The organism is Streptomyces sp. A2-16, assembly GCF_018128905.1.
GTDB lineage: Bacteria > Actinomycetota > Actinomycetes > Streptomycetales > Streptomycetaceae > Streptomyces.
In genome coordinates, this window is sequence record NZ_CP063808.1 from 7,516,897 (window position 1) to 7,541,237 (window position 24,341).

Annotated in this window: 24 protein-coding genes and 1 riboswitch; of the genes, 13 read left to right on the top strand and 11 right to left on the bottom strand. The window is 71.4% G+C overall.

Features of this window, described 5'->3' with window-relative positions; translation table 11 throughout:
* Window positions 1-44: 44 nt before the first annotated feature.
* On the bottom strand, window positions 45-614 hold the full coding sequence (locus IOD14_RS33815; protein ID WP_123988607.1) for an SAV_6107 family HEPN domain-containing protein: 570 nt from the start codon (window positions 612-614) through the stop codon (window positions 45-47).
* 186 nt (window positions 615-800) lie between these two features.
* Here IOD14_RS33815 and IOD14_RS33820 point away from each other — a divergent pair, with 186 nt between their 5' ends.
* From IOD14_RS33820 to IOD14_RS33840, 5 genes are all read left to right on the top strand, one after another.
* Window positions 801-1,559 carry an ATP-binding cassette domain-containing protein gene (locus IOD14_RS33820; protein ID WP_212672322.1) on the top strand — a complete coding sequence of 253 codons (759 nt, stop codon included), beginning with the start codon at window positions 801-803 and terminating at the stop codon, window positions 1,557-1,559.
* On the top strand, window positions 1,531-3,615 hold the full coding sequence (locus IOD14_RS33825) for a YhgE/Pip domain-containing protein (RefSeq protein WP_212672323.1): 2,085 nt from the start codon (window positions 1,531-1,533) through the stop codon (window positions 3,613-3,615). The genes IOD14_RS33820 and IOD14_RS33825 overlap by 29 nt, the downstream gene beginning before the upstream one ends.
* A gap of 47 nt (window positions 3,616-3,662) precedes the next feature.
* Window positions 3,663-4,295: a TetR/AcrR family transcriptional regulator gene (locus tag IOD14_RS33830; RefSeq protein ID WP_031059424.1), complete on the top strand. Its 633-nt coding sequence runs from the start codon at window positions 3,663-3,665 to the stop codon at window positions 4,293-4,295.
* A gap of 394 nt (window positions 4,296-4,689) precedes the next feature.
* Window positions 4,690-5,310, top strand: a complete 621-nt coding sequence (locus tag IOD14_RS33835; protein ID WP_123988610.1) for a DUF4126 domain-containing protein — start codon at window positions 4,690-4,692, stop codon at window positions 5,308-5,310.
* 49 nt (window positions 5,311-5,359) lie between these two features.
* Window positions 5,360-6,862 (top strand): NAD(P)/FAD-dependent oxidoreductase, encoded by a 1,503-nt coding sequence (locus IOD14_RS33840; protein ID WP_212672324.1) that lies wholly within the window; start codon window positions 5,360-5,362, stop codon window positions 6,860-6,862.
* A 16-nt stretch (window positions 6,863-6,878) separates the two neighbouring features.
* Here IOD14_RS33840 and IOD14_RS33845 read toward each other — a convergent pair whose 3' ends face one another.
* The 6 genes from IOD14_RS33845 to IOD14_RS33870 form a co-directional block, all read right to left on the bottom strand.
* Window positions 6,879-7,850 (bottom strand): hypothetical protein, encoded by a 972-nt coding sequence (locus IOD14_RS33845; RefSeq protein ID WP_123988612.1) that lies wholly within the window; start codon window positions 7,848-7,850, stop codon window positions 6,879-6,881.
* Between the two features lie 56 nt (window positions 7,851-7,906).
* Window positions 7,907-8,830, bottom strand: coding sequence for a methylenetetrahydrofolate reductase [NAD(P)H] (gene metF, locus IOD14_RS33850; RefSeq protein WP_123988613.1), 924 nt, complete (start codon window positions 8,828-8,830; stop codon window positions 7,907-7,909).
* A 132-nt stretch (window positions 8,831-8,962) separates the two neighbouring features.
* Window positions 8,963-9,613 carry a thiamine phosphate synthase gene (gene thiE, locus IOD14_RS33855; protein ID WP_123988614.1) on the bottom strand — a complete coding sequence of 217 codons (651 nt, stop codon included), beginning with the start codon at window positions 9,611-9,613 and terminating at the stop codon, window positions 8,963-8,965.
* A gap of 94 nt (window positions 9,614-9,707) precedes the next feature.
* The gene (locus IOD14_RS33860) at window positions 9,708-10,079 is read right to left on the bottom strand and encodes an Rv2175c family DNA-binding protein (RefSeq protein ID WP_123988615.1); all 372 of its coding nucleotides are present in this window, start codon (window positions 10,077-10,079) and stop codon (window positions 9,708-9,710) included.
* A gap of 144 nt (window positions 10,080-10,223) precedes the next feature.
* On the bottom strand, window positions 10,224-11,438 hold the full coding sequence (locus IOD14_RS33865; protein WP_212672325.1) for an FAD-dependent oxidoreductase: 1,215 nt from the start codon (window positions 11,436-11,438) through the stop codon (window positions 10,224-10,226).
* Between the two features lie 32 nt (window positions 11,439-11,470).
* Entirely contained in the window at window positions 11,471-11,821 is a 351-nt protein-coding gene (locus IOD14_RS33870; protein WP_123988616.1) for a hypothetical protein, read from the bottom strand.
* A gap of 52 nt (window positions 11,822-11,873) precedes the next feature.
* Window positions 11,874-11,986, top strand: a riboswitch (TPP riboswitch).
* Here IOD14_RS33870 and thiO point away from each other — a divergent pair.
* From thiO to IOD14_RS33900, 6 genes are all read left to right on the top strand, one after another.
* Window positions 11,984-13,141: a glycine oxidase ThiO gene (gene thiO / locus IOD14_RS33875; RefSeq protein WP_212672326.1), complete on the top strand. Its 1,158-nt coding sequence runs from the start codon at window positions 11,984-11,986 to the stop codon at window positions 13,139-13,141. (Overlaps the previous riboswitch by 3 nt.)
* Window positions 13,138-13,338, top strand: a complete 201-nt coding sequence (gene thiS, locus IOD14_RS33880; protein WP_212672327.1) for a sulfur carrier protein ThiS — start codon at window positions 13,138-13,140, stop codon at window positions 13,336-13,338. Before thiO ends, thiS begins: the two co-directional genes overlap by 4 nt.
* A 2-nt stretch (window positions 13,339-13,340) precedes the next feature.
* A complete protein-coding gene (locus tag IOD14_RS33885; RefSeq protein ID WP_123988619.1) occupies window positions 13,341-14,135 on the top strand; it encodes a thiazole synthase in 795 nt (264 codons plus the stop codon).
* 118 nt (window positions 14,136-14,253) lie between these two features.
* Entirely contained in the window at window positions 14,254-16,194 is a 1,941-nt protein-coding gene (gene pknB, locus IOD14_RS33890) for a Stk1 family PASTA domain-containing Ser/Thr kinase (RefSeq protein ID WP_212672328.1), read from the top strand.
* Between the two features lie 518 nt (window positions 16,195-16,712).
* A complete protein-coding gene (locus IOD14_RS33895; protein ID WP_123988621.1) occupies window positions 16,713-17,576 on the top strand; it encodes a deoxyribonuclease IV in 864 nt (287 codons plus the stop codon).
* 76 nt (window positions 17,577-17,652) lie between these two features.
* Entirely contained in the window at window positions 17,653-18,198 is a 546-nt protein-coding gene (locus IOD14_RS33900; RefSeq protein ID WP_123988622.1) for a DUF4396 domain-containing protein, read from the top strand.
* Between the two features lie 3 nt (window positions 18,199-18,201).
* Here the strand turns inward: IOD14_RS33900 and IOD14_RS33905 are convergent, their stop codons facing one another.
* Complete coding sequence (locus IOD14_RS33905; RefSeq protein WP_123988623.1) at window positions 18,202-18,834, bottom strand: sulfite oxidase-like oxidoreductase; 633 nt, start codon at window positions 18,832-18,834, stop codon at window positions 18,202-18,204.
* Window positions 18,835-19,011: 177 nt separating this feature from the next.
* Here IOD14_RS33905 and bfr point away from each other — a divergent pair, with 177 nt between their 5' ends.
* Complete coding sequence (gene bfr, locus IOD14_RS33910) at window positions 19,012-19,491, top strand: bacterioferritin (protein ID WP_123988624.1); 480 nt, start codon at window positions 19,012-19,014, stop codon at window positions 19,489-19,491.
* Here bfr and IOD14_RS33915 read toward each other — a convergent pair.
* Window positions 19,488-19,730 carry a (2Fe-2S)-binding protein gene (locus IOD14_RS33915; RefSeq protein ID WP_212672329.1) on the bottom strand — a complete coding sequence of 81 codons (243 nt, stop codon included), beginning with the start codon at window positions 19,728-19,730 and terminating at the stop codon, window positions 19,488-19,490. The genes bfr and IOD14_RS33915 overlap by 4 nt on opposite strands.
* Window positions 19,731-19,863: 133 nt before the next feature.
* Window positions 19,864-21,216 (bottom strand): 3-deoxy-7-phosphoheptulonate synthase class II, encoded by a 1,353-nt coding sequence (locus tag IOD14_RS33920; RefSeq protein WP_123988626.1) that lies wholly within the window; start codon window positions 21,214-21,216, stop codon window positions 19,864-19,866.
* Window positions 21,217-21,484: 268 nt separating this feature from the next.
* Here IOD14_RS33920 and IOD14_RS33930 point away from each other — a divergent pair, with 268 nt between their 5' ends.
* Window positions 21,485-23,365, top strand: coding sequence for an anthranilate synthase family protein (locus tag IOD14_RS33930; RefSeq protein ID WP_212672330.1), 1,881 nt, complete (start codon window positions 21,485-21,487; stop codon window positions 23,363-23,365).
* On the opposite strand, the gene IOD14_RS33935 is transcribed toward IOD14_RS33930, so the two are convergent.
* Window positions 23,317-24,312: a 2-hydroxyacid dehydrogenase gene (locus tag IOD14_RS33935; RefSeq protein ID WP_123992585.1), complete on the bottom strand. Its 996-nt coding sequence runs from the start codon at window positions 24,310-24,312 to the stop codon at window positions 23,317-23,319. The two genes, IOD14_RS33930 and IOD14_RS33935, sit on opposite strands and share 49 nt — an antisense overlap.
* Between the last annotated feature and the right edge of the window lie 29 nt (window positions 24,313-24,341).

Here is a 24,341-nt window from a genome sequence, read left to right on the forward strand (position 1 = left end):
GCGGACCCCGGAGGACCTTGCCGGCCCGTGACGCGGCATGCCGGTCACCCGGCGTCCGGGAAGTCGCGGTCGGTGCCGTGGCCGCTCTCCGCCGGCCCCTCCGCGTCCTGGCGCGGCTGCGGGAGGACCGGCTGGAGCACCAGCATCCGCTCGACGAGGCGAAGGAACATCGCCACGTCGCGTATGAGGTCGTCCGCGTCCCGGCGACTGGCCGCGCCCTGGATGCCGGCCTCGGCCCGGGCGCGGCGCCGGGCACCGGCGGCGAACAGCGCGCTCCACTCGGTGAGCTCGGGCGCTATCTCGGGGAGCACTTCCCAAGCGCTCCGGATCTTGGCGCGGCGTCGGGGCGTGGGCTCCGGACGCCCCCGGGCGGCGAGCACGGCGGCCGCGGTGCGCAGGGCGGCGAGGTGGGCCGTCGCATAGCGCTCGTTCGACGTCTCCAGCGCCGAGGCCTCGTCGAGGCCGGCGCGGGCCTGGGCGAGCAGGTCGAGGGCGGCGGGCGGGGCCGTCGTCCGGCGCAGCACGGGGTGCACGTCGCTCGCCGGGCCGGTCAGTGAGGGGGCAGGGCCGGTGGCGCGGCGCCGACGGGCGGCGGCTGCGTGGTAGCTGGCCATGACGAACCTCCTGTCGTCTGGTTGACGGCAGCTCGCGCTACGGAGTGCCGTATGTGCCCATCGTGAGGTATGCCACTGACAATCCGTTCTGACCTGCGCTTTTGCTTCGAGCGAAGGTTCGGGTTAGTTTTTGCACTGACCAGTCAGTTCAAAAAATTGCCGATTCAAGAGGATCAGGGGGTGGCCGTGGACGGAGTAGCTGTCACGGCCGAGGGTCTCGGTCTGAAGGGGCCTCGCGGCTGGGCGTTCCGCGGGATCGACCTCACCGCGGAGCCCGGTGCGTTGATCGCCGTGGAGGGGCCCTCGGGGTCCGGCCGTACGAGCCTGCTGCTCGCGCTCACCGGGCGGATGAAGGCCACCGAGGGAACCGCGACCGTGGGCGGGGCGCGGCTCCCGAAGCAGCTCGCGGCGGTGCGCCGGTTCAGCGCGCCGGCGCACGTGGCCGGGCTCACCGACCTCGACCCGGCCCTGACCGTCGGGGAGCACCTGCGCGAACGGGCGCTGCTGCAGCGCCGGTTCGGCGACTCGGTGCGGGCCCTGCTGCGGCCGCGCGAGGAGCGTACGGCCGAGGCGAGGCTGCGGATCGACACCGCGCTGGCGGCCGCCGGGCTCGACCGGGAGGCGCTGCCCAAGGGCGCGCGGACCGCCGTACGCGATCTGGAACGCCCGGAGGCCCTGCGGCTGTCGATCGCCCTGGCCCTGATCGGCCGGCCGCGACTGCTCGCCGTCGACGACCTGGACCTGAAGCTGTCGGACGCCGAACGCGTCGAGGCCTGGGCGCAGCTCGGCTCCCTCGCCGCGGCCGGGACGACGGTCCTGGCGGTGTGCAGCGAGGCCCCTGCGGGCGCCGTGAAGGTGTCCACGCGACCGGAGCCCGAGCAGGACACACGAACCGAGACCGGGAAGGAGGCGACCGATGCGTTCACCGCGACTGGCCGCGCTTGAGCTGCGCCGCTTCGGCAGGGGGAAACTGCCGCGTGCCGCCCTGGTGGCCCTGCTGGTGCTGCCGCTGCTGTACGGCGCCCTGTACCTGTGGTCCTTCTGGGACCCCTACGGCCGCCTGGACCGCATCCCCGTCGCCCTCGTGAACGACGACAAGGGTGCCACCGCCGACGGGAAGAGGCTCACCGCGGGCGACGACCTCACCAAGGGGCTCCGCGAGAGCGGCACCTTCGAATGGCACGAGGTCGACGCCGCCGAGGCGCGCAAGGGCGTCGAGAACGGCACCTACTACCTGTCGCTCACCATGCCGGCCGACTTCAGCCGGCGCATCGCCTCCAGTGCGGGCGACTCCCCCGAGACGGGCGCCCTCCAGGTCCGTACGAACGACTCCAACAACTACATCGTCGGGCAGATCTCGCGGACGGTCTTCGCCGAGGTGCGCCAGGCCGCGTCCACGAAGGCCTCGCGGTCCTTCCTGGACCGGATCTTCATCTCCTTCTCCGACATCCACGGCGCCACGGTGAAGGCCGCGAACGGGGCCGACGACCTGGAAGGCGGCATCGGCAAGGCGGAGAAGGGATCCGAGGACCTTGCCGCGGGCCTTCAGGAGGCCGAGGCGGGCAGCGGGAAGCTCTCCGACGGACTGGCGAAGCTGGACACGGGCTCGGGCGACCTCGCGGACGGGGCGCAGCAGGTCGCCGACGGCACCCAGAGCCTCGCCGACAAGGTCAACGGGGTCGCGGACAAGCTGGGTCCCTTCCTCGACGGCAACGAGAAGAGCATCGGGGACACCGCCCGGCTCGTCGCCGACTCGGCCGGCGCCGTCCGCCACAACCTCGGCACGCTGGTGCGGACCGCCCCCGCGGCCGCCCAGGGGGCGCATCGGGCCGCGGACACGCTGGACAGCGTCTACAGGACGCGCTGCACCGACCCGGTCCTGCCGGACGCGGCCTGCGCCGACCTGAAGAAGGCCCGGCAGGCCGCCGACGACGTGGCGAAGGTCGCCGACGACGTCAACGCGCTCGTCGCCGACCAGAACGGCGACCTGAAAAAGCTGGACGGACAGCTCGCGACCCTCCAGAAGCAGGCCCGCGACCTCGCCGACCGGGCACCCCGCCTCTCCGAGGACCTCGACGACGCCGTGGCGAAGGTCAACCAGCTCAACCGGGGCGCCGGCCAGGTCGCCGCGGGCGCCAGGTCGCTCCACTCCGGCCTCGGCACCGCGCGGACCGGCGCACAGGACCTGGACGAGGGCGTCGGGCGGCTCAAGAACGGGGCGGACACCCTGAGCGGCGGCATGTACAAGCTCGCCGACGGCTCCGGCAAGCTCTCCGACGGGCTGCACGACGGCGCCTCGCAGATCCCCGACTACGACAAGAAGGACCGCGACCGGCGCACCGACGTGATGGCGGACCCGGTCCAGCTGGTCTCCAAGGACCTGCACAAGGCGCCGAACTACGGCACCGGGTTCGCCCCGTACTTCATCCCGCTGTCCCTGTGGGTGGGCGCGATGGTCGCCTACATGCTGATCACGCCGATGAACCGGCGTGCCCTCGCCGCCGGTGCGGCGGCCTGGCGGATCGCGCTGGCCGGGTGGCTGCCCGTGGTGGCCATCGGGGTGCTGCAGACCGTGGCCCTGATGTCGGTGCTGCACTGGGCGATCGGTCTGCAGATGGCGCGGGCGGCCGGGACGGTGGGTTTCCTGTTCCTCGTGACGGCGTGCTTCGCGGCGATCGTCCAATGGCTGAACGCACGCTTCGGAGCGGCGGGCCGGATCCTCGTCCTGGCCCTGCTGATGCTCCAGCTGACGTCCGCGGGAGGCACCTACCCCGTCCAGACCAGTCCGGGCTTCTTCAACGCGATCCACCCCTTCCTGCCGATGAGCTACGTCGTCGAGGCCCTGAGAAGGCTCATCACGGGCGGCGGTCTGACTCCGGTGTGGCACGCGTGCGTGGTGCTTCTCGCCTTCACCGCGGGCGCCCTCGCGCTGACCGCCGTCTCGGCCCGCCGCCGGCAGGTGTGGACGCTGGACCGGCTGCACCCGGAGCTGACCCTGTGAGCCCTTCCGCGACCTCAGGGGCGCCCTCGCCTGTGAGAATCAGAACCATGGAAAGCAGCAGCGCCACGGCGGGCGTCAGCACACGCCGCGAGGCCACCCGGCAGAAGCTCTACGAGGCGGCCGTCACGCTCATCGCCGAGCAGGGCTTCTCCGCCACCACGGTCGACGAGATCGCCGAGCGGGCCGGAGTCGCGAAGGGCACGGTCTACTACAACTTCGCGAGCAAGTCCGTGCTCTTCGAGGAGCTGCTGCGGCACGGTGTGGGTCTGCTCACCGCGTCCTTGAGGGAGGCGGCGGAGGCGACGGCACGCGCGGGTGGCGGCAAGGTGGACGCCCTGGACGCGATGATCCGCGCGGGCCTCGTCTTCATCGACCGCTATCCGGCCTTCACCCAGCTGTACGTGGCCGAGCTGTGGCGCACCAACAGGGCCTGGCAGTCCACGCTCATGGTGGTCCGTCAGCAAGCCGTGGCGGTCGTGGAGGGCGTGCTGCGCGAAGGTGTGGAGAACGGCGAGTTCAGCGACGAGATCGATGTGCCGCTGACCGCGTCCGCGCTGGTCGGCATGGTCCTGGTGGCCGCCCTGGACTGGCAGTCCTTCCAGCCCGAGCGCTCCCTGGACGACGTGCACGCGGCGCTGTCGCGGCTGCTGCAGGGGCGGGTGAGCGGGCGCAACGGATGACGCCGGGCTGACAGGCGAAGGCGCCGGTCCGCTGTGGCCGCGTCCCCCGCGGGCCACCTCGAACCGGCGCCTTCTCCCCCGTACCCCCGTACCCCCGTACCCCCCGTGCCCCCCGTTGGGCCCCCGTTCGGTCGTTCCCCCGCTTTCCCGGGTTCCCCCGTGCCTCGCTCCCGCCGACCTCAGTCGGCGGAAGGAGCGGGTCCGGGGCGGCTCCGTTCCGGCGCCCCGTGTCGCCGGTGCCGGAGCCTCTCCCCTTCGCCGTGGCTCCACTCTCTCGTCCGCGCAGGTCGGAGCCCATCCGCGCGCGTACTCATCTCAGCCCCTAGGTACGGATACTCAGTCGTGCGTGCTCACCCCCAGGACGGCTTGCGGCCCACTGGTTACGATCGCGTCCGTGTCCGTACTCCCCTTGGTGTTCACCAGCGGCTGGGCCAGCGGTGTCAACGCGTACGCGGTGGTGCTGCTGCTCGGCGTGTTCGGCGCGACAGGGCTGAGCGACGACGTCCCCGAGACCCTGCAGCGCCCCGAGGTACTGGTCGCGGCGGGCGTGCTGTTCCTGTGCGAGGCGGTGGCGGACAAGATCCCGTACGTCGACTCTGCGTGGGACTCGGTCCACACGGTGGTCCGTCCCGTCGCCGGCGCCTGGGTCGGGGCGCTGCTCGCCGGTCAGAGCGGGTCGCTCTCCGACGTGGCGGCGGGCCTGGTCGGCGGTTCGACGGCCCTGGCCAGCCACACGGTCAAGGCGGGCACCCGCATGGCGGTGAACACCTCGCCGGAGCCCTTCAGCAACATCGTCCTGAGCCTGGCGGAGGACCTCGGGGTCGCGGGCATCGTCACGTTCGCGATGTTCCATCCCACCGCGGCGGCGATCATCGCGGGCCTCCTGCTGGCGGCGGGCCTGGTGGTGCTGTACTTCCTGATCTCCCGGATCCGCAGATTCCGCAGACGCAGGGCGCAGCGCAGGGAGGAAAGACGACTGGCCGCACGGCCTCCCGCCCAGGGACGCGGGGGCTGAGGCGAAGGGCGGATCCGAACTGTCAGTGGCGGCCGATAAAGTCGCAGGCATGGCACGGATTGCGGTGATCGGCGCCGGGATGGGCGCGATGGCGGCCGCTGCCCGGCTGGCCGTCGCGGGCCACCGGGTGGCGGTGTACGAGCGCACGGAGACGTACGGCGGAGCAGTGCGCCGGTTCGAGCGCGACGGGTTCGGGTTCGACACCGGGCCGGGCCTGCTCACCCTCCCCGCGGTCTACCGCGATCTGTTCATCAAGACCGGCAAGGAGCCCCTGGAGTCGGTCATCGAGCTCGTCCAGGTCGACCCGTCGTCGCGGCACCTCTTCACCGACGGCACCGAGGTGTCCCTGCCCAACGCCTCGCGCGCGGGAGTGGTCGCCGCCCTGGACGAGGCCCTCGGCGCGGGCGCGGGCGCACGCTGGGGCGACTTCCTCATCCGGGCCCGTGAGGCCTGGGACCGCACCCGCAGACCGCTCCTGGAGGAGCCGTTGTGGCCCAACTGGCAGGTGCTGACGCGCGAGCCCTACCCCGCGGTGCCGCACAAGCGTCTGCTGCGCACCCGGCGGGCCTGCACCCTGCACGAGATCGGGGCTTGGGAGCTGCGGGACCCCCGCCTCGCGGCCCTGCTGGACGGGTGCGCCCTCACCTACGGCGTCGACCCCGGCACCGCTCCGGCGAGCGCGGCCGTCCTGCCGTACATGGAGCACGCCTTCGGCACCTGGTATGTCCGAGGCGGCGTGCGGGAGTTGGCGCGGGCGGTGTACGAGCGGTGTGTCCAGCGCAGGGTCGAGTTCCACTTCGGCGCCGAGGTGACGGGAGTCCTGGAGAAGGACGGTCGCGCGGCAGGTCTCGAGCTGTCCGACGGGACGGTCGTGGAGGCGGACACCGTCGTCGGCGCCGGCCCCTGGCGGCTGCGCGGGCTCGTACCGGGTCGTGAGCTCTACGGCGCGAAGGACGTCCCTCCCGACGCCGAGGACCTGCACCCGGGCCGGGTCGTGGTGTGTCTCGCCCTGCGCGGCGCGCGGGAGCCGGACGCCGTGCACCGCACGGTGGTGTACGGACCGGCCCCCGGGGACGAACTGGACCTGTTCGTCCGCGGGGAGACACCGGAGCCCACGGTCCGGATCGACCGGCCGGACGACGCCGCACTGCGTCCCGACGCGGGGCACGAGTCCGTGGTGCTGACGGCGACCGTGCCGTGCGGCCGCGGGCACGACTGGGTCACGCCGGGTGTCGTCGACGCCTTCGTGGAGAAGATGACGGCCGCCGCCGAGCGCGCGATACCGGGGCTGCGTGAGCGGGTGCTGTGGCGCGAGGTGCGCACGCCCGTGGACACCGAGCGGGAGACAGGGGCCGAGGGGGGTGCCGTTCCCCCGCCCTCACTGGCGGGCGGCGAGGGCACCCTGCACCCGTCCAACAGCACGGCGGTACCCGGTCTGTTCACGGCCGGCGGCTGGTCGCACCCCGGTGGCGGCCTGGCCCACGCCGGTATGTCGGGCGCGCTGGTGGCCGGACTGGTCGTGGAGGGTCCGGAGTTCCGCGGCTCTCAGTGACGAGAGCCGTCCCGCGTCAGAAGCGGTACTGCTCGTCGTACCCGTGGCCCTGGTTCTGCTGCCCCTGGCCGTTGTTGTCCTGGTAGTACTGCTGCTCCTGCGGAAGCTCGGCGCCGTACTCGTCGGTGCGCTGCTGCGGCACCCACACACCGCCGGCCGGGGTCTCGCCGCCGTACGTCCCGCCGTACTGGTCGTAGCCCTGCTGGACGAACTGCTGCTGGCCGCCGTACGAGGTGTCGTACGAGCCCGCGCCGTAGGTCTGGGTGCCGATGTACGGGTCGGAGTAGGCGGCGTACTGCTGCTGTCCCGCCGGGTCGTAGCCGTACTGCTGCTGGTCGTAGCCGGTGTAGCCGTCGTAGCCGTAGGACTGGTCGGCGGCGGCCGTCGCGTACTGGTCCTGGGTCTGGCCCGCGGGGGCGTAGGACTGGTCACCGGCGTAGGCGGAGTCGTTGTACACGCCGTAGGAGCCGGTGTCGTCGGGCAGCGGCTGCGGCTCGTAGACGGCGGTGGTCTCGGTGGCCATGGCGGCGGAGCGCGCGGGCGTGAAGACGTCGTCGCGGTCGTAGTCGTCCTCGTGGCCGTATCCGGCGGTGTCGGGGCGGCCCTGGTCGTACCCGGGCTCGTCGCCGTAGGCCGCCTCACCCGTCTCCAGGCCGGAGACCTCGAGGGCGGGCTCCTCGCGGCCGCGCTCCCGGCGGCTCTTCTTGCCGCCGGTCAGAGTGCCCAGTGCGGCGGGCGGGTTGACCGCCCAGCCCTGCTCGAAGCCACGGCGGAACGACAGGGTCACATAGGTCTGGCCGACCGCGAAGGCGATCGCACCGAGACCGATGACGACGACCTGCGAGATGAGCACGCCGAGGACCACGCCCAGGAAGCCGACGAAGGCGAGCACCCGCCAGCGCAGCCGCGCCTTGTACTGCAGCAGCACTTCGCCGAGCAGCCACAGCGCGACGAATCCGAACGCGATGTAGAGGACCGTCCAGCCCATGTACGCCCCTCTCCCAGTGACCGCTACGCAGTGTGTCGTATATCCGTGCGGCCGGTCTAGGCCTGCGGTCGGTGGTGCAGACCCAGGTTTTCGTAGATTTCCAGCGATGCCGTGGAGTTGTTGAGCGTGATGAAGTGCAGTCCGGGCACTCCCTCGGACAGCAGCCGCGCGCAGAACTCCGTGGCGAACTCGATTCCGATCGAGCGTACAGCGGCCGGATCGTCCTTTGCTGTGAGGATCCGCTCTTTCAGGACGGACGGGATGATCGCGTTGCTGAGCTGCGGGAGCCGCTCCAGCATCCGCACGCTGGTCACGGGCATGACCTCGGGGATGACAGGGGTCTCGCAACCCGCGGCGTGGACTCGGTCACGCAGCCGCAGATACGACTCCGGCTGGAAGAACATCTGGGTGATGGCGTAGTCGGCGCCCGCGCGGCACTTGTCGACGAAGCACGCGACGTCGGTGTCCCAGTCGGCGGAGCGCGGGTGCATCTCCGGGAAGGCCGCGACACCGACGCAGAAGTCGCCCGACTCCTTGATGAGTCGGACGAGTTCGGCGGCGTAGGTCAGACCCTGCGGGTGCGCCACCCACTCGGCCATGGGGTCGCCGGGCGGGTCGCCGCGGACGGCCAGCATGTTGCGGATCCCGGCGTCGGCGTACTGGCCGATGATGTTGCGCAGCTCCGCGATGGAGTGGTTGACCGCGGTCAGGTGGGCGACCGGGGTCAGGGTGGTGTCCGCGACGATCTGCTCGGTCTCCTTGACGGTGCCCGCTCGGGTGGAGCCACCTGCGCCGTAGGTGACGGAGACGAAGTCCGGGGCGACCGCCTCGACCCTCCTGAGCGCGCTCCACAGGTTCCGCTCACCCTTGGGGGTCTTCGGCGCCGAGAACTCGAAGGAGTACGTCGTCTTGCCGGCGGCGAGCATGTCGCGCACGGTGCGGGCGCGGTCAGTCCTGGTGGATGAGGTTCCTAGGGCCATACCGGCAGGTTAGCCAGGGGGCAGCGGTCGCCCAACCGGATCACGCAAATTTGCCCGGTTTGTCGACTTGTTGTCCCACCCCTCGGACACCGGGCCGATCATGCGACCGGCGCAGGGCGGGCCCTCGCCGTGTCACACGACGTCACGCAGCCGCTTCGCGAACTCCGCGGCGGCCGCACCCGGGTCGTCCGCCTCGGTGATGGCCCGGACGACCACGACCCGGCCGGCCCCGGCCTCCAGGACCTGGTCGAGATTGCCGAGGTCGATGCCGCCGATGGCGAACCAGGGGCGGTTCGTGCCGAGGGCTGCGGTGTGGCGGACCAGGTCGAGACCGGGGGCGTGCCGGCCGGGCTTGGTGGGGGTGGGCCAGCAGGGACCCGTGCAGAAGTAGTCCACGCCGTCCTGCACGGCGGCCGCGGCCGCCTCCGCCTCGGCGTGCGTGGAGCGGCCGATGAGGACGTCGTCGCCGAGGATGGCGCGGGCGGCCGGGACGGGCAGATCGCCCTGGCCGAGGTGCAGTACGTCGGCACCGGCCGCGTGGGCGACGTCGGCCCGGTCGTTGACCGCGAGAAGCCTGCCGTGCCGCGCGCAGGCGTCGGCGAGTATCCGGAGGTGCTCCAGTTCCTCGGCGGCTTCCATGCCCTTGTCCCGCAGCTGCACGATGTCGACGCCGCCGGCCAGGACGGCGTCCAGGAACTCGGCGAGGTCGCCCTGGCGCCTGCGGGCGTCCGTGCAGAGGTAGAGGCGGGCGTCGGCGAGCTGGGCGCGGGCGGTGTCGGGCATGCGTGTGTCTCCCCCGGGGTTCGGTGGCGTACGGGCCGCACCGGACCGCGGCCGTGGCCCCGGCGGTCACGGCCCGTACGCCGATGCTGTTGGGTCAGACGGCGAGCGCCTGGGCCCGGCGCTTCACCTCCGTGCCGCGATTCTCGCTCAGGGCCTGCGCGGGGGTGCCGGGCAGGCTCTCGTCGGGGGTGAAGAGCCACTCCAGCATCTCTTCGTCTGTGAAGCCGTCGTCCCTCAGGAGCGTCAGGGTCCCGGTCAGACCCTTGACGACCTTCTGCTCGGCCACGTCGATGAAGGCGGCGGGGACGTGCAGCGCGCGGTTCTCACCACGGCGTACGGCGATGAGCTGGCCCTCCTTGACCAGCTGCCGCACCCGCGTCACCTCGACGTCGAGCAGCTCCGCGATGTCGGGGAGGGTGAGCCAGGCGGGGACGAGTGCATCGGTTTTTGCGTCAATCTCGGTCACGGGATTAAGCGTGCCATCCCGCACTGACAGTCGGAAGCCGGGGCGCCTCCGGCGGGGGAACAAAGGGCCCGATCGCCTGGTGGCGACCGTGCCGACAGCACGCGGACTGCCGCACGGGCCGCCTCCGCGCGCCCGCACCGCGGCCTACGCCGTCGCCGCCTTCAGGGGCCTCGCCGGGTCCGCCAGCAGCACCGGGTCCATCTCCGTGCCCGCCTCGATCAGGCGGCGGCCCTGGGCCAGGTCTCGGGGGCGGCCCACCGCGAGAAGGGCCACCAGGCGGTTCTCGCGCAGCCAGCACACCGTCCAGGCGGGACCGGACGGCTCGCCGCGCCACAGGGTCGTGTCGGCGGACGCGTGGTGGCCGGCGTACTGGACGAAGCGGCCGAACTGCTCGGACCAGAAGTACGGGACCGGGTCGTAGACCGTGGGCGTCTCGCCGAGGATGTCGGCGGCCACCGTGCGGGGGCCCTGGAGGGCGTTGTCCCAGTGGTGGATCAGCAGGCGCCCGCCGTACCTGCCCGAGGGGAAGGAGGCGCAGTCTCCGACGGCGTAGACGTCCGGCGCCGAGGTGCGCAGCCGGTTGTCGGCGACGACCTCGCGGTGGGCGCCCAGTTCGATGCCGGAACCGGCGAGCCAGGCCGTGGCGGGCCGGGCGCCGATCCCGACCACGACGGCCCCCGCGGCCACCCTGGAGCCGTCGTCCAGGACGACCTCGCCGGGCTCGACGCGCACCACGCGCGCGTGGGTGCGAAGGTCAGCTCCCGCGTCGGTGTACCAGGAGGTCATCGGAGCGGCCACCTCGGCGGGCAGCGCGCCCGCGAGCGGCCGGTCGGCGGCCTCCACGACGGTCACCGCGCAGCCCGCCTCGCGCGCGGCGGTGGCGAACTCGGCGCCGATCCAGCCCGCGCCGACGACCACGATGTCGTGCTGCCGGGCGAGCACGGGCCGCAGTCGCTCGGCGTCGTCCAGGGTGCGCAGCAGATGGACCCCGGGGACGCCCTCCGTGCCGGGCAGCCGGATCGGTTCGGCGCCGGTGGCGAGGACCAGGACGTCGTACGGCACGGGTCCGGCCTCGGTGTCCAGCTCGTGCGCCTCGGGGCGCAGGCCCAGCGCCTCACGGCCGAGCAGCAGTTCGATGCCGAGGGCCTCGAAGTCCACGTCGAAGGCGGAGCCCTCGGCCTTGCCGAGCAGCACGGCCTTGGAGAGCGGCGGACGGTCGTACGGCTGATGGGGCTCCGCGCCGATCACCGTGACGGTTCCCGAGAAGCCTTGCTCGCGCAGCGCGACCGCGGTCTGCACCCCGGCCATGCCCGCGCCGACCACGACCACCCGCCGCTGCGCCTGCGTCCGCTCGCTCATTTGATCACCATAGCCAGCTGACAATCAGTCAGTCAGGGGTCGTGCCGAGTGACCTGCTCCACAACGCTCGTCCCGCTGCCCGGCTGCGACTCCCACTCCCACGTCTCCTCCAGCCGCACCCGGCCGTCGGGAAGCTCGACGACCGTGGAGACACAGTGCCCGCAGGACGTCGTGCCGTCGTGCTTGAGCTGTACGTACCGGAAGTCGAGGCGGTCCCCCGCGCGCGTGCCGACCAGATGCCCGCGTACGACGTCACCGCCCGCGTACTCGGCCCAGATCTCCCCGTCCTTCTCGTGGTAGGTGAAGCGGGTCCGCGTACCCACCTGACCTGGGGCCTGGTCGGCCACCGGGGCGAGGACGAGGCCGTCGAGCGAGCGGGGCATGGTGCGAGGCTCCCTTACAGAGGCGTGGAACGAAGGGCTAGGGTGGCCAACGTAGAGCACTCGCGGGAGCCCGGACGCACCGGGCTGAGAGGGAGGCTGGGCGGCCTCCGACCGTACGAACCTGATCCGGGTCATGCCGGCGAAGGGAGGGGCTGGACGCCCATGTCCTCACGTACGTCAGACGTCCTCGTCGTCGGGGGCGGCATCATCGGCCTGGTCACGGCCTGGCGGGCCGCGCAACGCGGTCTCACCACGGCCGTCGTGGACCCGGAACCGGGCGGCGGGGCCGCCCAGGTGGCCGCCGGGATGCTGGCCGCGGTCACCGAACTGCACTACGGCGAGCAGACCCTGCTGGGCCTGAATCTCGCCTCGGCCCACCGCTATCCCGACTTCGCGGCCGAGCTCACCGAGCTGACCGGGCACGACCTCGGCTACCGCCGGTGCGGCACGCTCGCCGTCGCCCTGGACGCCGACGACCGCGCCCACCTGCGCGAACTGCACGCGCTCCAGCGGCAGTCGGGGCTGGAGTCGGAGTGGCTGTCGGGACGGGAGTGCCGGCGCCTGGAGCCGATGCTCGCGCCAGGGGTGCGCGGCGGGCTGCGGGTGGACGGCGACCACCAGATCGATCCGCGCCGCCTCACGCGCGCGTTGCTGGCCGCCTGCGAGCGGATGGGCGTGGTCTTCCACCGCACATGGGCGGAACGCCTTCGTGTCGTCCGGGACCGGGCCGCCGGGGTCGCCACCACGGACGGCGAGGAACTGGACGCGGACCAGGTGGTGCTCGCCGCCGGCAGCCTCAGCGGCCGCCTGGAAGGGGTCCCGCAGGCCCTCCTGCCTCCCGTACGGCCCGTGAAGGGACAAGTCGTGCGGCTGACCGTGCCGCCGCACCAGGCGCCCTTCCTGAGCCGTACCGTGCGGGCCGTCGTGCGCGGCAGCCACGTCTACCTGGTGCCGCGCGAGAGCGGCGAGCTGGTGATCGGCGCGACCAGCGAGGAGCTGGGCTGGGACACGACGGTGACCGCGGGCGGGGTGTACGAACTGCTGCGGGACGCGCACGAACTGGTCCCCGGCATCACCGAACTGCCGCTGACGGAGACCCGCGCGGGACTGCGTCCGGGCTCCCCGGACAACGCCCCGCTGCTCGGCCCGACGGAACTGCCCGGCCTTCTGCTGGCCACCGGGCACTACCGCAACGGCGTGCTCCTGACGCCGGTCACCGGGGACGCGCTGGCGCACGCGCTGACCACCGGTGAACTGCCGGACGTGGCACGCCCGTTCACCCCCGGGCGGTTCCTGGAGTCCGTGGAGCAGCCGGCATGAACATCTCCGTCAACGGGGAGCCGCGCCAGTTCGCTCCCGGCACGGCTCTCGACACCGTCGTACGGGCCCTGTCCCCGGCGCCCTCCGGAGTCGCGGCCGCGCTCAACGAGACCGTCGTCCCGCGCGCGCAGTGGCCGTCCACGTCCCTCTCCGAGGGAGACCGCGTGGAAGTCCTCACCGCCGTCCAAGGAGGCTGACCATGGCCGACGACCCCTTTGTCATCGGCGGTACGCCCTTCTCGTCCCGGCTGATCATGGGCACGGGCGGAGCCCCCAGCCCGGAGGTGCTGGAGCGGGCGCTGATCGCCTCCGGCACGGAGCTGACGACGGTCGCGATGCGACGCGTGAACCCCTCGGTGCACGGCTCGGTGCTGTCCGTGCTCGAGAAGCTCGGCATCCGGGTGCTCCCGAACACGGCGGGCTGCTTCACCGCCGGAGAAGCCGTCCTGACGGCCCGCCTCGCGCGCGAGGCGCTCGGCACCGACCTGGTCAAGCTGGAGGTCATCGCCGACGAGCGGACCCTGCTGCCGGACCCGATCGAGCTGCTGGACGCGGCGGAGACCCTGGTGGACGACGGCTTCACGGTGCTGCCGTACACCAACGACGACCCCGTGCTGGCCCGCAAGCTGGAGGACGCGGGCTGCGCGGCGATCATGCCGCTCGGCTCCCCGATCGGCTCCGGGCTCGGCATCCGCAACCCGCACAACTTCCAGCTGATCGTCGAGCACGCGCGCGTGCCGGTGATCCTGGACGCGGGGGCGGGCACCGCCTCGGACGCGGCGCTGGCGATGGAGCTGGGGTGCGCGGGGGTGATGCTCGCCTCGGCGGTCACCCGGGCACAGGAGCCGGAGCTGATGGCGCACGCGATGCGGCACGCGGTGGAGGCGGGACGGCTGGCGTACCGGGCGGGACGGATTCCGCGGCGGCACTTCGCCCAGGCGTCGTCCCCGGTGGACGGCAGGGCCGAACTGGATCCGGAGCGTCCGGCCTTCTGAACACACGTTCGACAATGGACACGAGCAGGTGCGACCTCCGTCACAGGACAGCTGCAGTACCGCCCCTATCTCCGCCGAACCGGATGGACTGTCAGCGACGGCTCGTACACTCGCCTGCGTGGATACGACCCTTCAGGACCCGCTGGTCGGGCAGATGCTCGACGGCCGCTACCGCGTGGACGCGCGGATCGCGGTCGGCGGGATGGCCACGGTCTACCGGGCCCTGGACACCCGTCTGGACCGTGTGCTCGCCCTCAAGGTGATGCACCCCGCGCTCGCGGCGGACGGGACCTTCGTCGAGCGGTTCATCCGGGAGGCCAAGTCCGTCGCCCGGCTCGCCCACCCCAACGTGGTGCAGGTCTTCGACCAGGGCACCGACGGGTCGTACGTCTATCTCGCCATGGAGTACGTCGCCGGCTGCACCCTGCGTGACGTGCTGCGCGAGCGCGGGGCCCTGCAGCCGCGCGCCGCCCTGGACATCCTGGAGCCGGTCCTCGCCGCGCTCGGCGCCGCGCACCGCGCAGGCTTCGTGCACCGCGACATGAAGCCGGAGAACGTCCTGATAGGGGACGACGGCAGGGTCAAGGTCGCCGACTTCGGGCTCGTGCGGTCCGTGAACACCGTGACCAGCACCACCGGAGCCGTCCTCGGCACTGTCTCCTACCTGTCCCCGGAGCAGATCGACCAGCCCGGCACCGCCGACGCCCGCGTCGACGTGTACGCGTGCGGTGTCGTCCTGTACGAAATGCTGACCGGCAGCCAGCCGCACGAGGGCGAATCCCCCGCGATCGTCCTCTACAAGCACCTCCACGAGGACGTCCCGCCCCCGTCGGCCGTGGTCCCGGGACTGCCGTACGAACTGGACGAACTGGTCGCGTCGGCCACCGCCCGCACCCCGGACCTGCGCCCGTACGACGCCGTGGCCCTGCTCGCGCAGACCCGCGAGGCCCACGGCAGGCTGACCCCCGACCAGCTGGACGCGGTGCCGCCGCAGGCGCTCCCCACGGAGTACGCGGGCGCCGACAACCGTACGAGCGTGATCCCGCGCACCCTCACCGTGCCGCGCCCGCTCCCGGTCAACGAGGACGAGCCGGAACCGGTCCACCACCGCACCAGCGTCCTGGAGAGCCCGCCGCTCCCCCCGTCCCGGCGCGGCCGCTCCTCCCGCGGCGGCTCCCGGCGCGGCCCCCTCCTGATCGTCGCCGCGGTCCTGCTGGCCCTCGGCCTCGGGGCGGGCGTCTGGTACATCAACTCCGGCCAGTTCACCCGCGTCCCGGCCCTGCTGACGAAGACCGAGACCCAGGCGAGGGACCGGCTGGAGGAGGCCGGGCTGGAGGCCGGGAAGGTCACCTACGCCTACAGCGACACGGTGAAGCGCGGCACCGTCATCAGCACGGACCCCGAGGTGGGCGCCCGCATACGGAACAACGACTCCGTGTCGATCACCGTGTCCAAGGGCCCGCAGACGGTGAAGGTGCCCGATATGGACGGCTATGAACTCGGCAGGGCGAGAGCTCGGCTGAAGACGGAAGGCCTGCAACCGGGCATGGTCACCCGGGAGTTCAGCGAGGACGTCCCCAAGGGCTTTGTGATCGGCACCGACCCCCAGAGCGGCACCACGCTCCGCGCCGGCTCGGCGATCGCGCTCACCGTCAGCAAGGGCGCCCCGGTCGACGTCCCCGACGTCACCGGCGAGGACCTGGCCGACGCGAAGTCCGACCTCACGAAGGCCGGCCTGAAGGTGAAGATCGCCACGGCCCGGATCAACTCCGAGTACGACGCGGGCCAGGTCGCCAGGCAGAGCCCCGAGCCCGACAGCCAGGCCGCCGAGGGCGACACCATCACCCTGACCATCTCCAAGGGCCCCGAGATGATCGAGGTCCCGGACGTCACGGGCGACAGCGTCGACGACGCCAAGTCCGCGCTGGAGGACGCCGGATTCCAGGTCGACGAGGACCGCGGCCTGCTCGGCCTGTTCGGCGACACCGTGAAGAAGCAGTCGGTGGAGGGCGGCGACACGGCACCGAAGGGGTCGACGATCACCATCACGATCCGCTGAGACGCGTGACGGGGTGCCGGGTTCGGTCGTCGTGCGACGGTCAGCTGCGCTGGGCTGGAGCCGGGCGCGTATGGGGGTGCCGGGTCAGGTGGTCGGGCGGGTGCGGGTGCATCGTGGCTGGTCGCGCAGTTCCCCGCGCCCCTGGGGGGTTGCCTGACCCGGCGCCAGGGCGGTCCGTTCGCCGGACCGTGCGGCACGACGGGGCGCAAGCCGCGTACGGCGAGAAGGGGACGGGGTGGGGGGTGTCCGCCCGCAGCGGCCGGCGTCCGGCATCCCGTACTGCTGGATCGACAGCTACCGCCGGACCGAGGACGGACACCCCTCACCCCGGCCCCGACCCACCCACCGGGGCCCATGCGCTACACACGCCCCCACCGAACCCGCAGCTGCGCCGCAGGCATCCAGGGGCGCGGGACCGTGTCGATATGCGGCTCCGCCGCGTGGGCGCAAAACCCCAGCCCCCACCGAACCCGCACCCACCACCGCCCCCGCGCCGCAGGCAATGGCACCCTTGACCAGTGACAACTCAGCGCAACCCCATCGGCGGCCACATCCCCGTGGCCGGCGGTCTGCATTCCGTAGGCCTCTCCTACGCCCGTGACCTCGACGCAGAAACCGTGCAGGTCTTCGTCGCCAATCCGCGCGGCTGGGCCACACCCCCCGGCAACCCTCGCCAGGACGAGGCGTTCCGCGAGACCTGCGCCGAGAGCGCGATCCCGGCCTACGTCCACGCCCCGTACCTGATCAACTTCGGCTCGCACACCGAGGCGACCGTGGAGAGGTCGGTCGAGTCCCTGCGGCACTCCCTCCGACGCGGACGCGAGATCGGGGCGCTCGGTGTCGTCGTGCACACCGGCAGCGCCACCGGCGGCCGGGACCGTTCCGTGGCCCTGAAGCAGGTCCGCGAGCACATGCTCCCGCTGCTCGACGAGCTCACCCACGACGACGACCCGTACCTCCTCCTGGAGTCGACGGCCGGCCAGGGCTTCTCGCTCTGTTCACGCACGTGGGACTTCGGCCCGTACTTCGAGGCCCTGGACGCCCATCCGAAGCTGGGCGTCTGCCTGGACACCTGCCACATCTTCGCGGCCGGCCACGACCTGACCGGCCCGTCCGGCATGCACCAGACGCTGGACCTGCTGGTGGACACGGTCGGCGAGGGCCGCCTGAAGCTGATCCACGCCAACGACTCGAAGGACGTGGTCGGCGCCCACAAGGACCGCCACGAGAACATCGGCTCCGGCCACATCGGCGAGGACCCGTTCCGCGCCCTGATGACCCACCCCGCCACCGAGGGCGTCCCCCTGGTCATCGAGACGCCGGGCGGCAAGGAGGGACACGCGGCGGACGTGGAGCGCCTGAAGAAACTCCGGGACGCGTGACACATTGAGGAATACCCCCAGGGGGTATACGGTTCCTATCAGTCGCAGGAACCGTCATCCGACCATGGGGGCTGTCATGGATCACGAGACGCACGCGCACCAGCACAAGACACACGAACCCGAGCACAAGCCCGAAGGCCGACACGACCACACGACCCCGACCACCGCCACTCCGACCACCGCCACCTGGACCATCGCCATCCAGGCCACCCTCCACTGCCTCACTGGCTGCGCCATCGGCGAAGTGCTCGGCATGGTCATCGGGACCGCGCTGGGCTGGGGAAACCTGCCGACGACCGTCCTGGCGATCGTGCTCGCCTTCCTCTTCGGCTACTCGTTCACCCTGTACGGCGTCCTCAGGTCCGGCCTCGGCCTCGCCGCGGCGGTCAAGGTGGCGCTGGCCGCCGACACCCTGTCCATCGCCGTGATGGAGCTGATCGACAACGGCGTGATCGCCCTGTGGCCGGACGCCATGGACGCGGAACTCGCCGATCTGCTGTTCTGGGCGTCGCTGGCGATCTCACTGGTCATCGCGTTCGTCGTCACCGTGCCGGTCAACAAGTGGATGATCGGCCGCGGCAAGGGGCACGCCGTGGTCCACCAGCATCACGGCCACCACTGAGCGTCAGAGCTCGGGGCCGTCCCCCGGCTCCTCCTGGTAGGAGTACCGCTGTTCCTTCCAGGGGTCGCCGACGTTGTGGTAGCCGCGCTCCTCCCAGAACCCGCGCCGGTCGGCGGTCATGTACTCGACGCCTCGGACCCATTTGGGCCCCTTCCAGGCGTACAGATGGGGGACGACCAGCCGGAGCGGGAACCCGTGCTCCGCGGTCAGCAGCTCACCGTCCTTGTGGGTGGCGAAGATCGCCCCCTCGGACGCGAAGTCGTCGAGCCGGAGGTTGGAGCTGAAGCCGTACTCGGCCCAGACCATCACATGGGTCACCGTCGGCGCGGGCGGGGCGATCTCCAGGATGGTGCGGGCGGGAATGCCGCCCCACTCGGCGCCGAGCATGCTGAACTTCGTGACGCAGTGCAGGTCGCCCACGACGGTGGTGTACGGCAGGGCCGTGAACTGCTCGTGGCTCCAGCAGTGCTTCTCGCTGTCGGCGGTGGCACCGAAGACCCGGAACTCCCAGCGCTCGGGCCGGAACTTGGGCACCGGACCGTAGTGCGTGACGGGCCAGCCGCGCTGCAGTCGCTGCCCCGGCGGAAGCTCGGAGTGCGCCGCCTCCCCACTCTCCCGCTCCACCGGCTGACCCATGCCTTCCATCCTGACAGACCCGAGGGGATGCACCTGACCAGGCTCCCCCCAATACGCCTCAAAATGGACTAAGCATGCCCTTACTTACTAAGTGAAGACTTACTGGACGATCTTCTTCGCCGGTGCAAGGATGCGGCGCAATCCGCCAGTTCCCCACGGTTGGAAGGAGCCTCTGCGATGCAGGGCGACCCCGAGGTCATCGAATTCCTCAACGAGCAGCTCACGGGCGAGCTCACCGCGATCAACCAGTACTTCCTGCACGCGAAGATGCAGGAGAACTTCGGCTGGACGAAGCTCGCGAAGTACACGCGGCACGAGTCGTTCGACGAGATGAAGCACGCCGAGGTGCTCACCGACCGCATTCTCTTCCTGGAGGGGCTGCCGAACTACCAGCGGCTGTTCCACGTGCGCGTGGGCCAGACCGTCAAGGAGATGTTCGAGGCCGACCGGCAGGTCGAGGTCGAGGCCATCGACCGCCTCAAGCGCGGCATCGAGGTGATGCGCGCCAAGGGCGACATCACCTCGGCGAACATCTTCGAGTCGATCCTCGCGGACGAGGAGCACCACATCGACTATCTCGACACGCAGCTGGAGCTTCTGGACAAGCTCGGCGAGGCGCTGTACATCGCGCAGCTGATCGAGCAGCCGGAGAGCTAGGCGGCCTCTCCGAGTCCCTCGAGCCCCTCGAGTCCGGCCAGGACCGGAGTGCCCGGGTCGGCCGACGCGGGGCGGGGGCAGGCGCCCCGGCCGAGGATCGCCTGGATCCGGCGCACACAGGATCCGCAGTCCGTCCCGGCCTTGCAGGCGGAGGCGATCTGGCGGGGCGTGCAGGCGCCGTTGTCCGCGTGCTGCTGGACCTGCGCTTCGGTCACCCCGAAGCAGTTGCAGACGTACACGCGGATTCACCTCCCGCCGAGATCGATAAGGCTAACCTAACCTTACCCGGCGCTCAGGAACCGCAAAAGTGGAGTGGGGCGCGGATCGTATGTGATCCGCGCCCCATTCACATGCTGGTAACAGGTGCCCCCGTCACTGGTCCCTGTACATCTCCGCGACGAGGAACGCCAGGTCGAGCGACTGGCTGCGGTTGAGCCGCGGGTCGCAGGCCGTCTCGTAGCGCTGGTGCAGATCGTCGACGAAGATCTCGTCGCCGCCGCCCACGCACTCGGTGACGTCGTCACCGGTGAGCTCGACGTGGATGCCGCCCGGGTGGGTGCCGAGGCCCTTGTGGACCTCGAAGAAGCCCTTGACCTCGTCGAGCACGTCGTCGAAGCGGCGGGTCTTGTGGCCGGAGGCCGCCTCGTAGGTGTTGCCGTGCATCGGGTCGGTGATCCAGGCGACGGTCGCGCCGGAGGCGGTGACCTTCTCGACCAGCTCGGGCAACTTGTCGCGGACCTTGTCGGCGCCCATGCGCACGATGAAGGTCAGCCGGCCGGGCTCGCGGTCGGGGTCGAGGCGCTCGATGTACTGCAGCGCCTCCTCGGCCGTGGTCGTCGGGCCGAGCTTGATGCCGACCGGGTTGCGGATCTGCGAGGCGAACTCGATGTGCGCGTGGTCCAGCTGCCGGGTGCGCTCACCGATCCACACCATGTGCGCGGAGACGTCGTACAGCTGCCCCGAGCGCGAGTCCACGCGGGTGAGCGCCGACTCGTAGTCGAGCAGCAGCGCCTCGTGCGAGGAGTAGAACTCGACGGTCTTGAACTCCTCCGGGTCGGTCCCGCAGGCCCGCATGAAGTTCAGTGCCTGGTCGATCTCCCGGGCCAGCTGCTCGTAGCGCTGGCCGGAGGGGGACGACTTCACGAAGTCCTGGTTCCAGGCGTGCACCTGGCGCAGGTCGGCGTAGCCGCCGGTGGTGAAGGCGCGCACCAGGTTGAGCGTGGACGCGGAGGCGTTGTACATCCGCTTCAGGCGCTCGGGGTCCGGGATGCGGGCCTTCTCGTTGAACTCGAAGCCGTTGACGGAGTCGCCGCGGTAGGTCGGCAGGGTCACGCCGTCGCGGGTCTCGGTGCCCTTGGAGCGCGGCTTGGAGTACTGGCCGGCGATCCGGCCGACCTTCACGACCGGCACCGAGGCGGCGTACGTCAGCACGGCGCCCATCTGGAGCAGGGTCTTGAGCTTGTTGCGGATGTGGTCCGCGGACACGGCGTCGAAGGCCTCGGCGCAGTCGCCGCCCTGGAGGAGGAACGCCTCTCCCTTGGCGACGGCCGCCATCCGGGCGCGCAGCTGGTCGCACTCGCCCGCGAAGACGAGCGGCGGATACGACTCGAGGTCCGCGATCACTGCGCGCAGAGCCTCGGTGTCGGGGTACTCGGGCTGCTGCGCCGCGGGCAGGTCTCGCCAGGTGTTGCCAGCGCTCGCGCTGGTCTTAGCGTTCACGGTCACGACCTCAACATTACGGGGTCGTGTCATGGCTCCAGCGCCGTGCCCATCAAGTGAGACACCGAAAACACTCCGCGGACATGGGGTAGGGTGCGGCCCATGTTCGCGCATTCGACCCAGAACTGGTGGTGGACCGCTCATCCGGCGGCCCACTGACTGCGCGTACGCAAGACTTCGCGAAGGCCGCCCGAGGGGCGGCCTTCGGCGTTTCCGGGGTCGTTCCTCACCGATACCGAGCCATCGAGCCCGAGCCATCGAGAGCTGAGGAACCATGGACCTGACACACCTGTTGGACGACGACCGTCCCTTCGCACTGCTCCGCCGTCGCACCCCGGGCCACGACGAGAGCACGGTGGAGCTGCTCCTCGGCCCCGTCCGCACCTGTGACCGTCTCGCCGACCTCCCCGACGAGGGCCTGGCGCTCATCCCCTACCGGCAGATCCGCGAACGCGGTTTCGACGTGCGCGACGACGGGACACCGCTCAGCGTGCTGATCCCCGAGGAGACCCGCACCCTCTCCCTCACCGAGGCCCTCGCGGAGCTCCCCGCCCACGACGTGCGGGTCGAGAACGGCGGCTTCGACGTGGCCGACGAGGAGTACGCGGAGATCGTCGGGCGTGTCCTGCACGAGGAGATCGGGCGCGGTGAGGGCGCCAACTTCGTGATCCGGAGGACGTACGAGGGCGAGATCCCGGGGTTCTCCCGCGCGGACGCCCTCGGCCTGTTCCGGCGGCTCCTGGTGGGCGAGCGGGGCGCGTACTGGACCTTCGTCGTCCACACCGGCGAGCGCACCCTGGTCGGCGCGAGCCCCGAGGTGCACGTGCGGATGTCCGGCGGGACCGTCGTCATGAACCCGATCAGCGGGACGTACCGCTATCCCGCCGAGGGCCCGACCCCCGAGCACCTGCTCGACTTCCTCGCCGACGGCAAGGAGATCGAGGAGCTGTCGATGGTCGTCGACGAGGAGCTCAAGATGATGTGCACGGTCGGCGACATGGGCGGAGTGGTGATCGGCCCCCGCCTCAAGGAGATGGCCCACCTCGCGCACACCGAGTACGAACTGCGCGGGAAGTCCTCTCTGGACGTGCGGGAGGTCCTGAAGGAGACCATGTTCGCGGCGACCGTCACCGGCTCGCCCGTGCAGAACGCCTGCCGGGTCATCGAGCGCCACGAGGTCGGCGGGCGCGGCTACTACGCGGGCGCGCTCGCGCTGCTCGGCCGGGACTCCGGCGGGGCGCAGACCCTGGACTCCCCCATCCTGATCCGCACCGCGGACATCTCCGCCGACGGCCGCCTGCGCGTCCCGGTCGGCGCGACCCTCGTGCGCGGTTCGGACCCGGTGAGCGAGGTCGCGGAGACCCACGCGAAGGCGGCGGGGGTGCTGGCGGCTCTGGGTGTACGTCCGTCCCGGCCCCGTGCGGAGCACGCGCGCGCGAGTCTCTCCGACGATCCACGCGTGCGTGCCGCGCTCGACGGGCGGCGCGCGCACCTCGCGCCCTTCTGGCTGCGGATGCAGGAACCCGTCGACAAGCTCGCCGGACACGCCCTGGTGGTCGACGGGGAGGACACCTTCACCGCGATGCTCGCGCATGTGCTGCGGTCCAGCGGCCTGGAGGTGACCGTACGGCGCTATGACGAGCCCGGTCTCCGGGAGGCGGTGCTCGGGCACGAGGGCCCGGTCGTCCTGGGCCCCGGCCCCGGTGACCCCTGCGACGGGTCCGATCCCAAGATGCGCTTGCTGCGTGCCCTGACCGCCGAGGTCCTCCGCGACCACCGGCACGGCGTGCTCGGCGTCTGCCTCGGGCACGAGCTGATCGCGGCCGAGCTGGGCCTGGAGATCGTACGCAAGGAAGTGCCGTACCAGGGGGCGCAGACGACCGTCGACCTGTTCGGGCGGCCGGAGACGGTCGGCTTCTACAACAGCTTCGTGGCGCGCTGCGACGACGAGGCCGCCCGAGAGCTGGCCGCGCACGGCATCGAGGTGAGCCGAAGCGACACGCACGAGGTGCATGCCCTGCGCGGGCCGGGCTTCGCCGGGGTGCAGTTCCACCCGGAGTCGGTCCTGACGCTGGACGGCGCCGCCGTCGTACGGGAGCTGGTGGCTCAGCTGCGGGGCACCAGCACGTTCTCGGAGCGGCGGCCCGCCCTGTAGTCCAGGACGTTCCTCACCGTGGCGTCGATGATCTGCCCGACGGCGTCCTCGGTGTAGTACGCCTGGTGGGAGGAGACCAGGACGTTCGGGAAGGTGACCAGGCGGGCCAGGATGTCGTCCTCGATGGCCTCCAGCGAGCGGTCGACGTAGAACAGGCCCGCCTCCGCCTCGTACACGTCGAGGCCGACGCCCGCGAAGCGGCCGGCGCGCAGTTCGGTGACGAGGGCCGCGGTGTCGATGAGGCCGCCGCGGCTGGAGTTGACCAGGATCGCGTCGTCCTTCATCGCCTTCAGTGCGTCGGCGTCGAGGAGGTGGGTGGTCTCGGGCATCAGCGGGACGTGCAGGGTGATCAGGTCGGACTCGGCGAGGAGTCGCTCCTTGGGGACGTACTCCATGCCGAGTTCCCGGCAGGCGGGGTTCTCGGCGGCGTCCCAGCCGAGCAGCCGCATGCCGAAGCCGTGGGCGATCCGGGTGAAGGCCTCGCCGATCTTGCCGGTGCCGAGGACGCCGACGGTGCGGCCGTGCATGTCGCGGCCCATCAGTCCGTCGAGGCGGAAGTCGAAGTCACGCGTGCGCGTGGAGGCGCGCACGACGCGGCGGTTGACCGCCAGGGCGAGGGTCCAGGCGAACTCGGCGACCGAGTAGGGCGAGTAGTACGACACCCGGGCGACCGTCATGCCGAGGCGCTCGGCCGCCTTGAGGTCGATGTTGTTGAAGCCGGTGGAGCGCTGGGCGATCATCCGGGTGCCACCCGCCGCGAGCATCTCCAGGACGCGGGCGCCGAGCTCGGCGTTGACGCTGGTGGAGACCATCTCGTGGCCGGCGGCGATGGGGGCGGTGTCCTCGTTGAGGAAGACGTCCAGGCAGCGGACGTCGTGGTGACCGGCGAACGCGCTCTCGATCAGAGGCTTCTCGTCGGCCTGCACACCGAAGGCCAGGATCTCCAAGGCGTCTCCCCTGTGGTCGGCCATGGGCC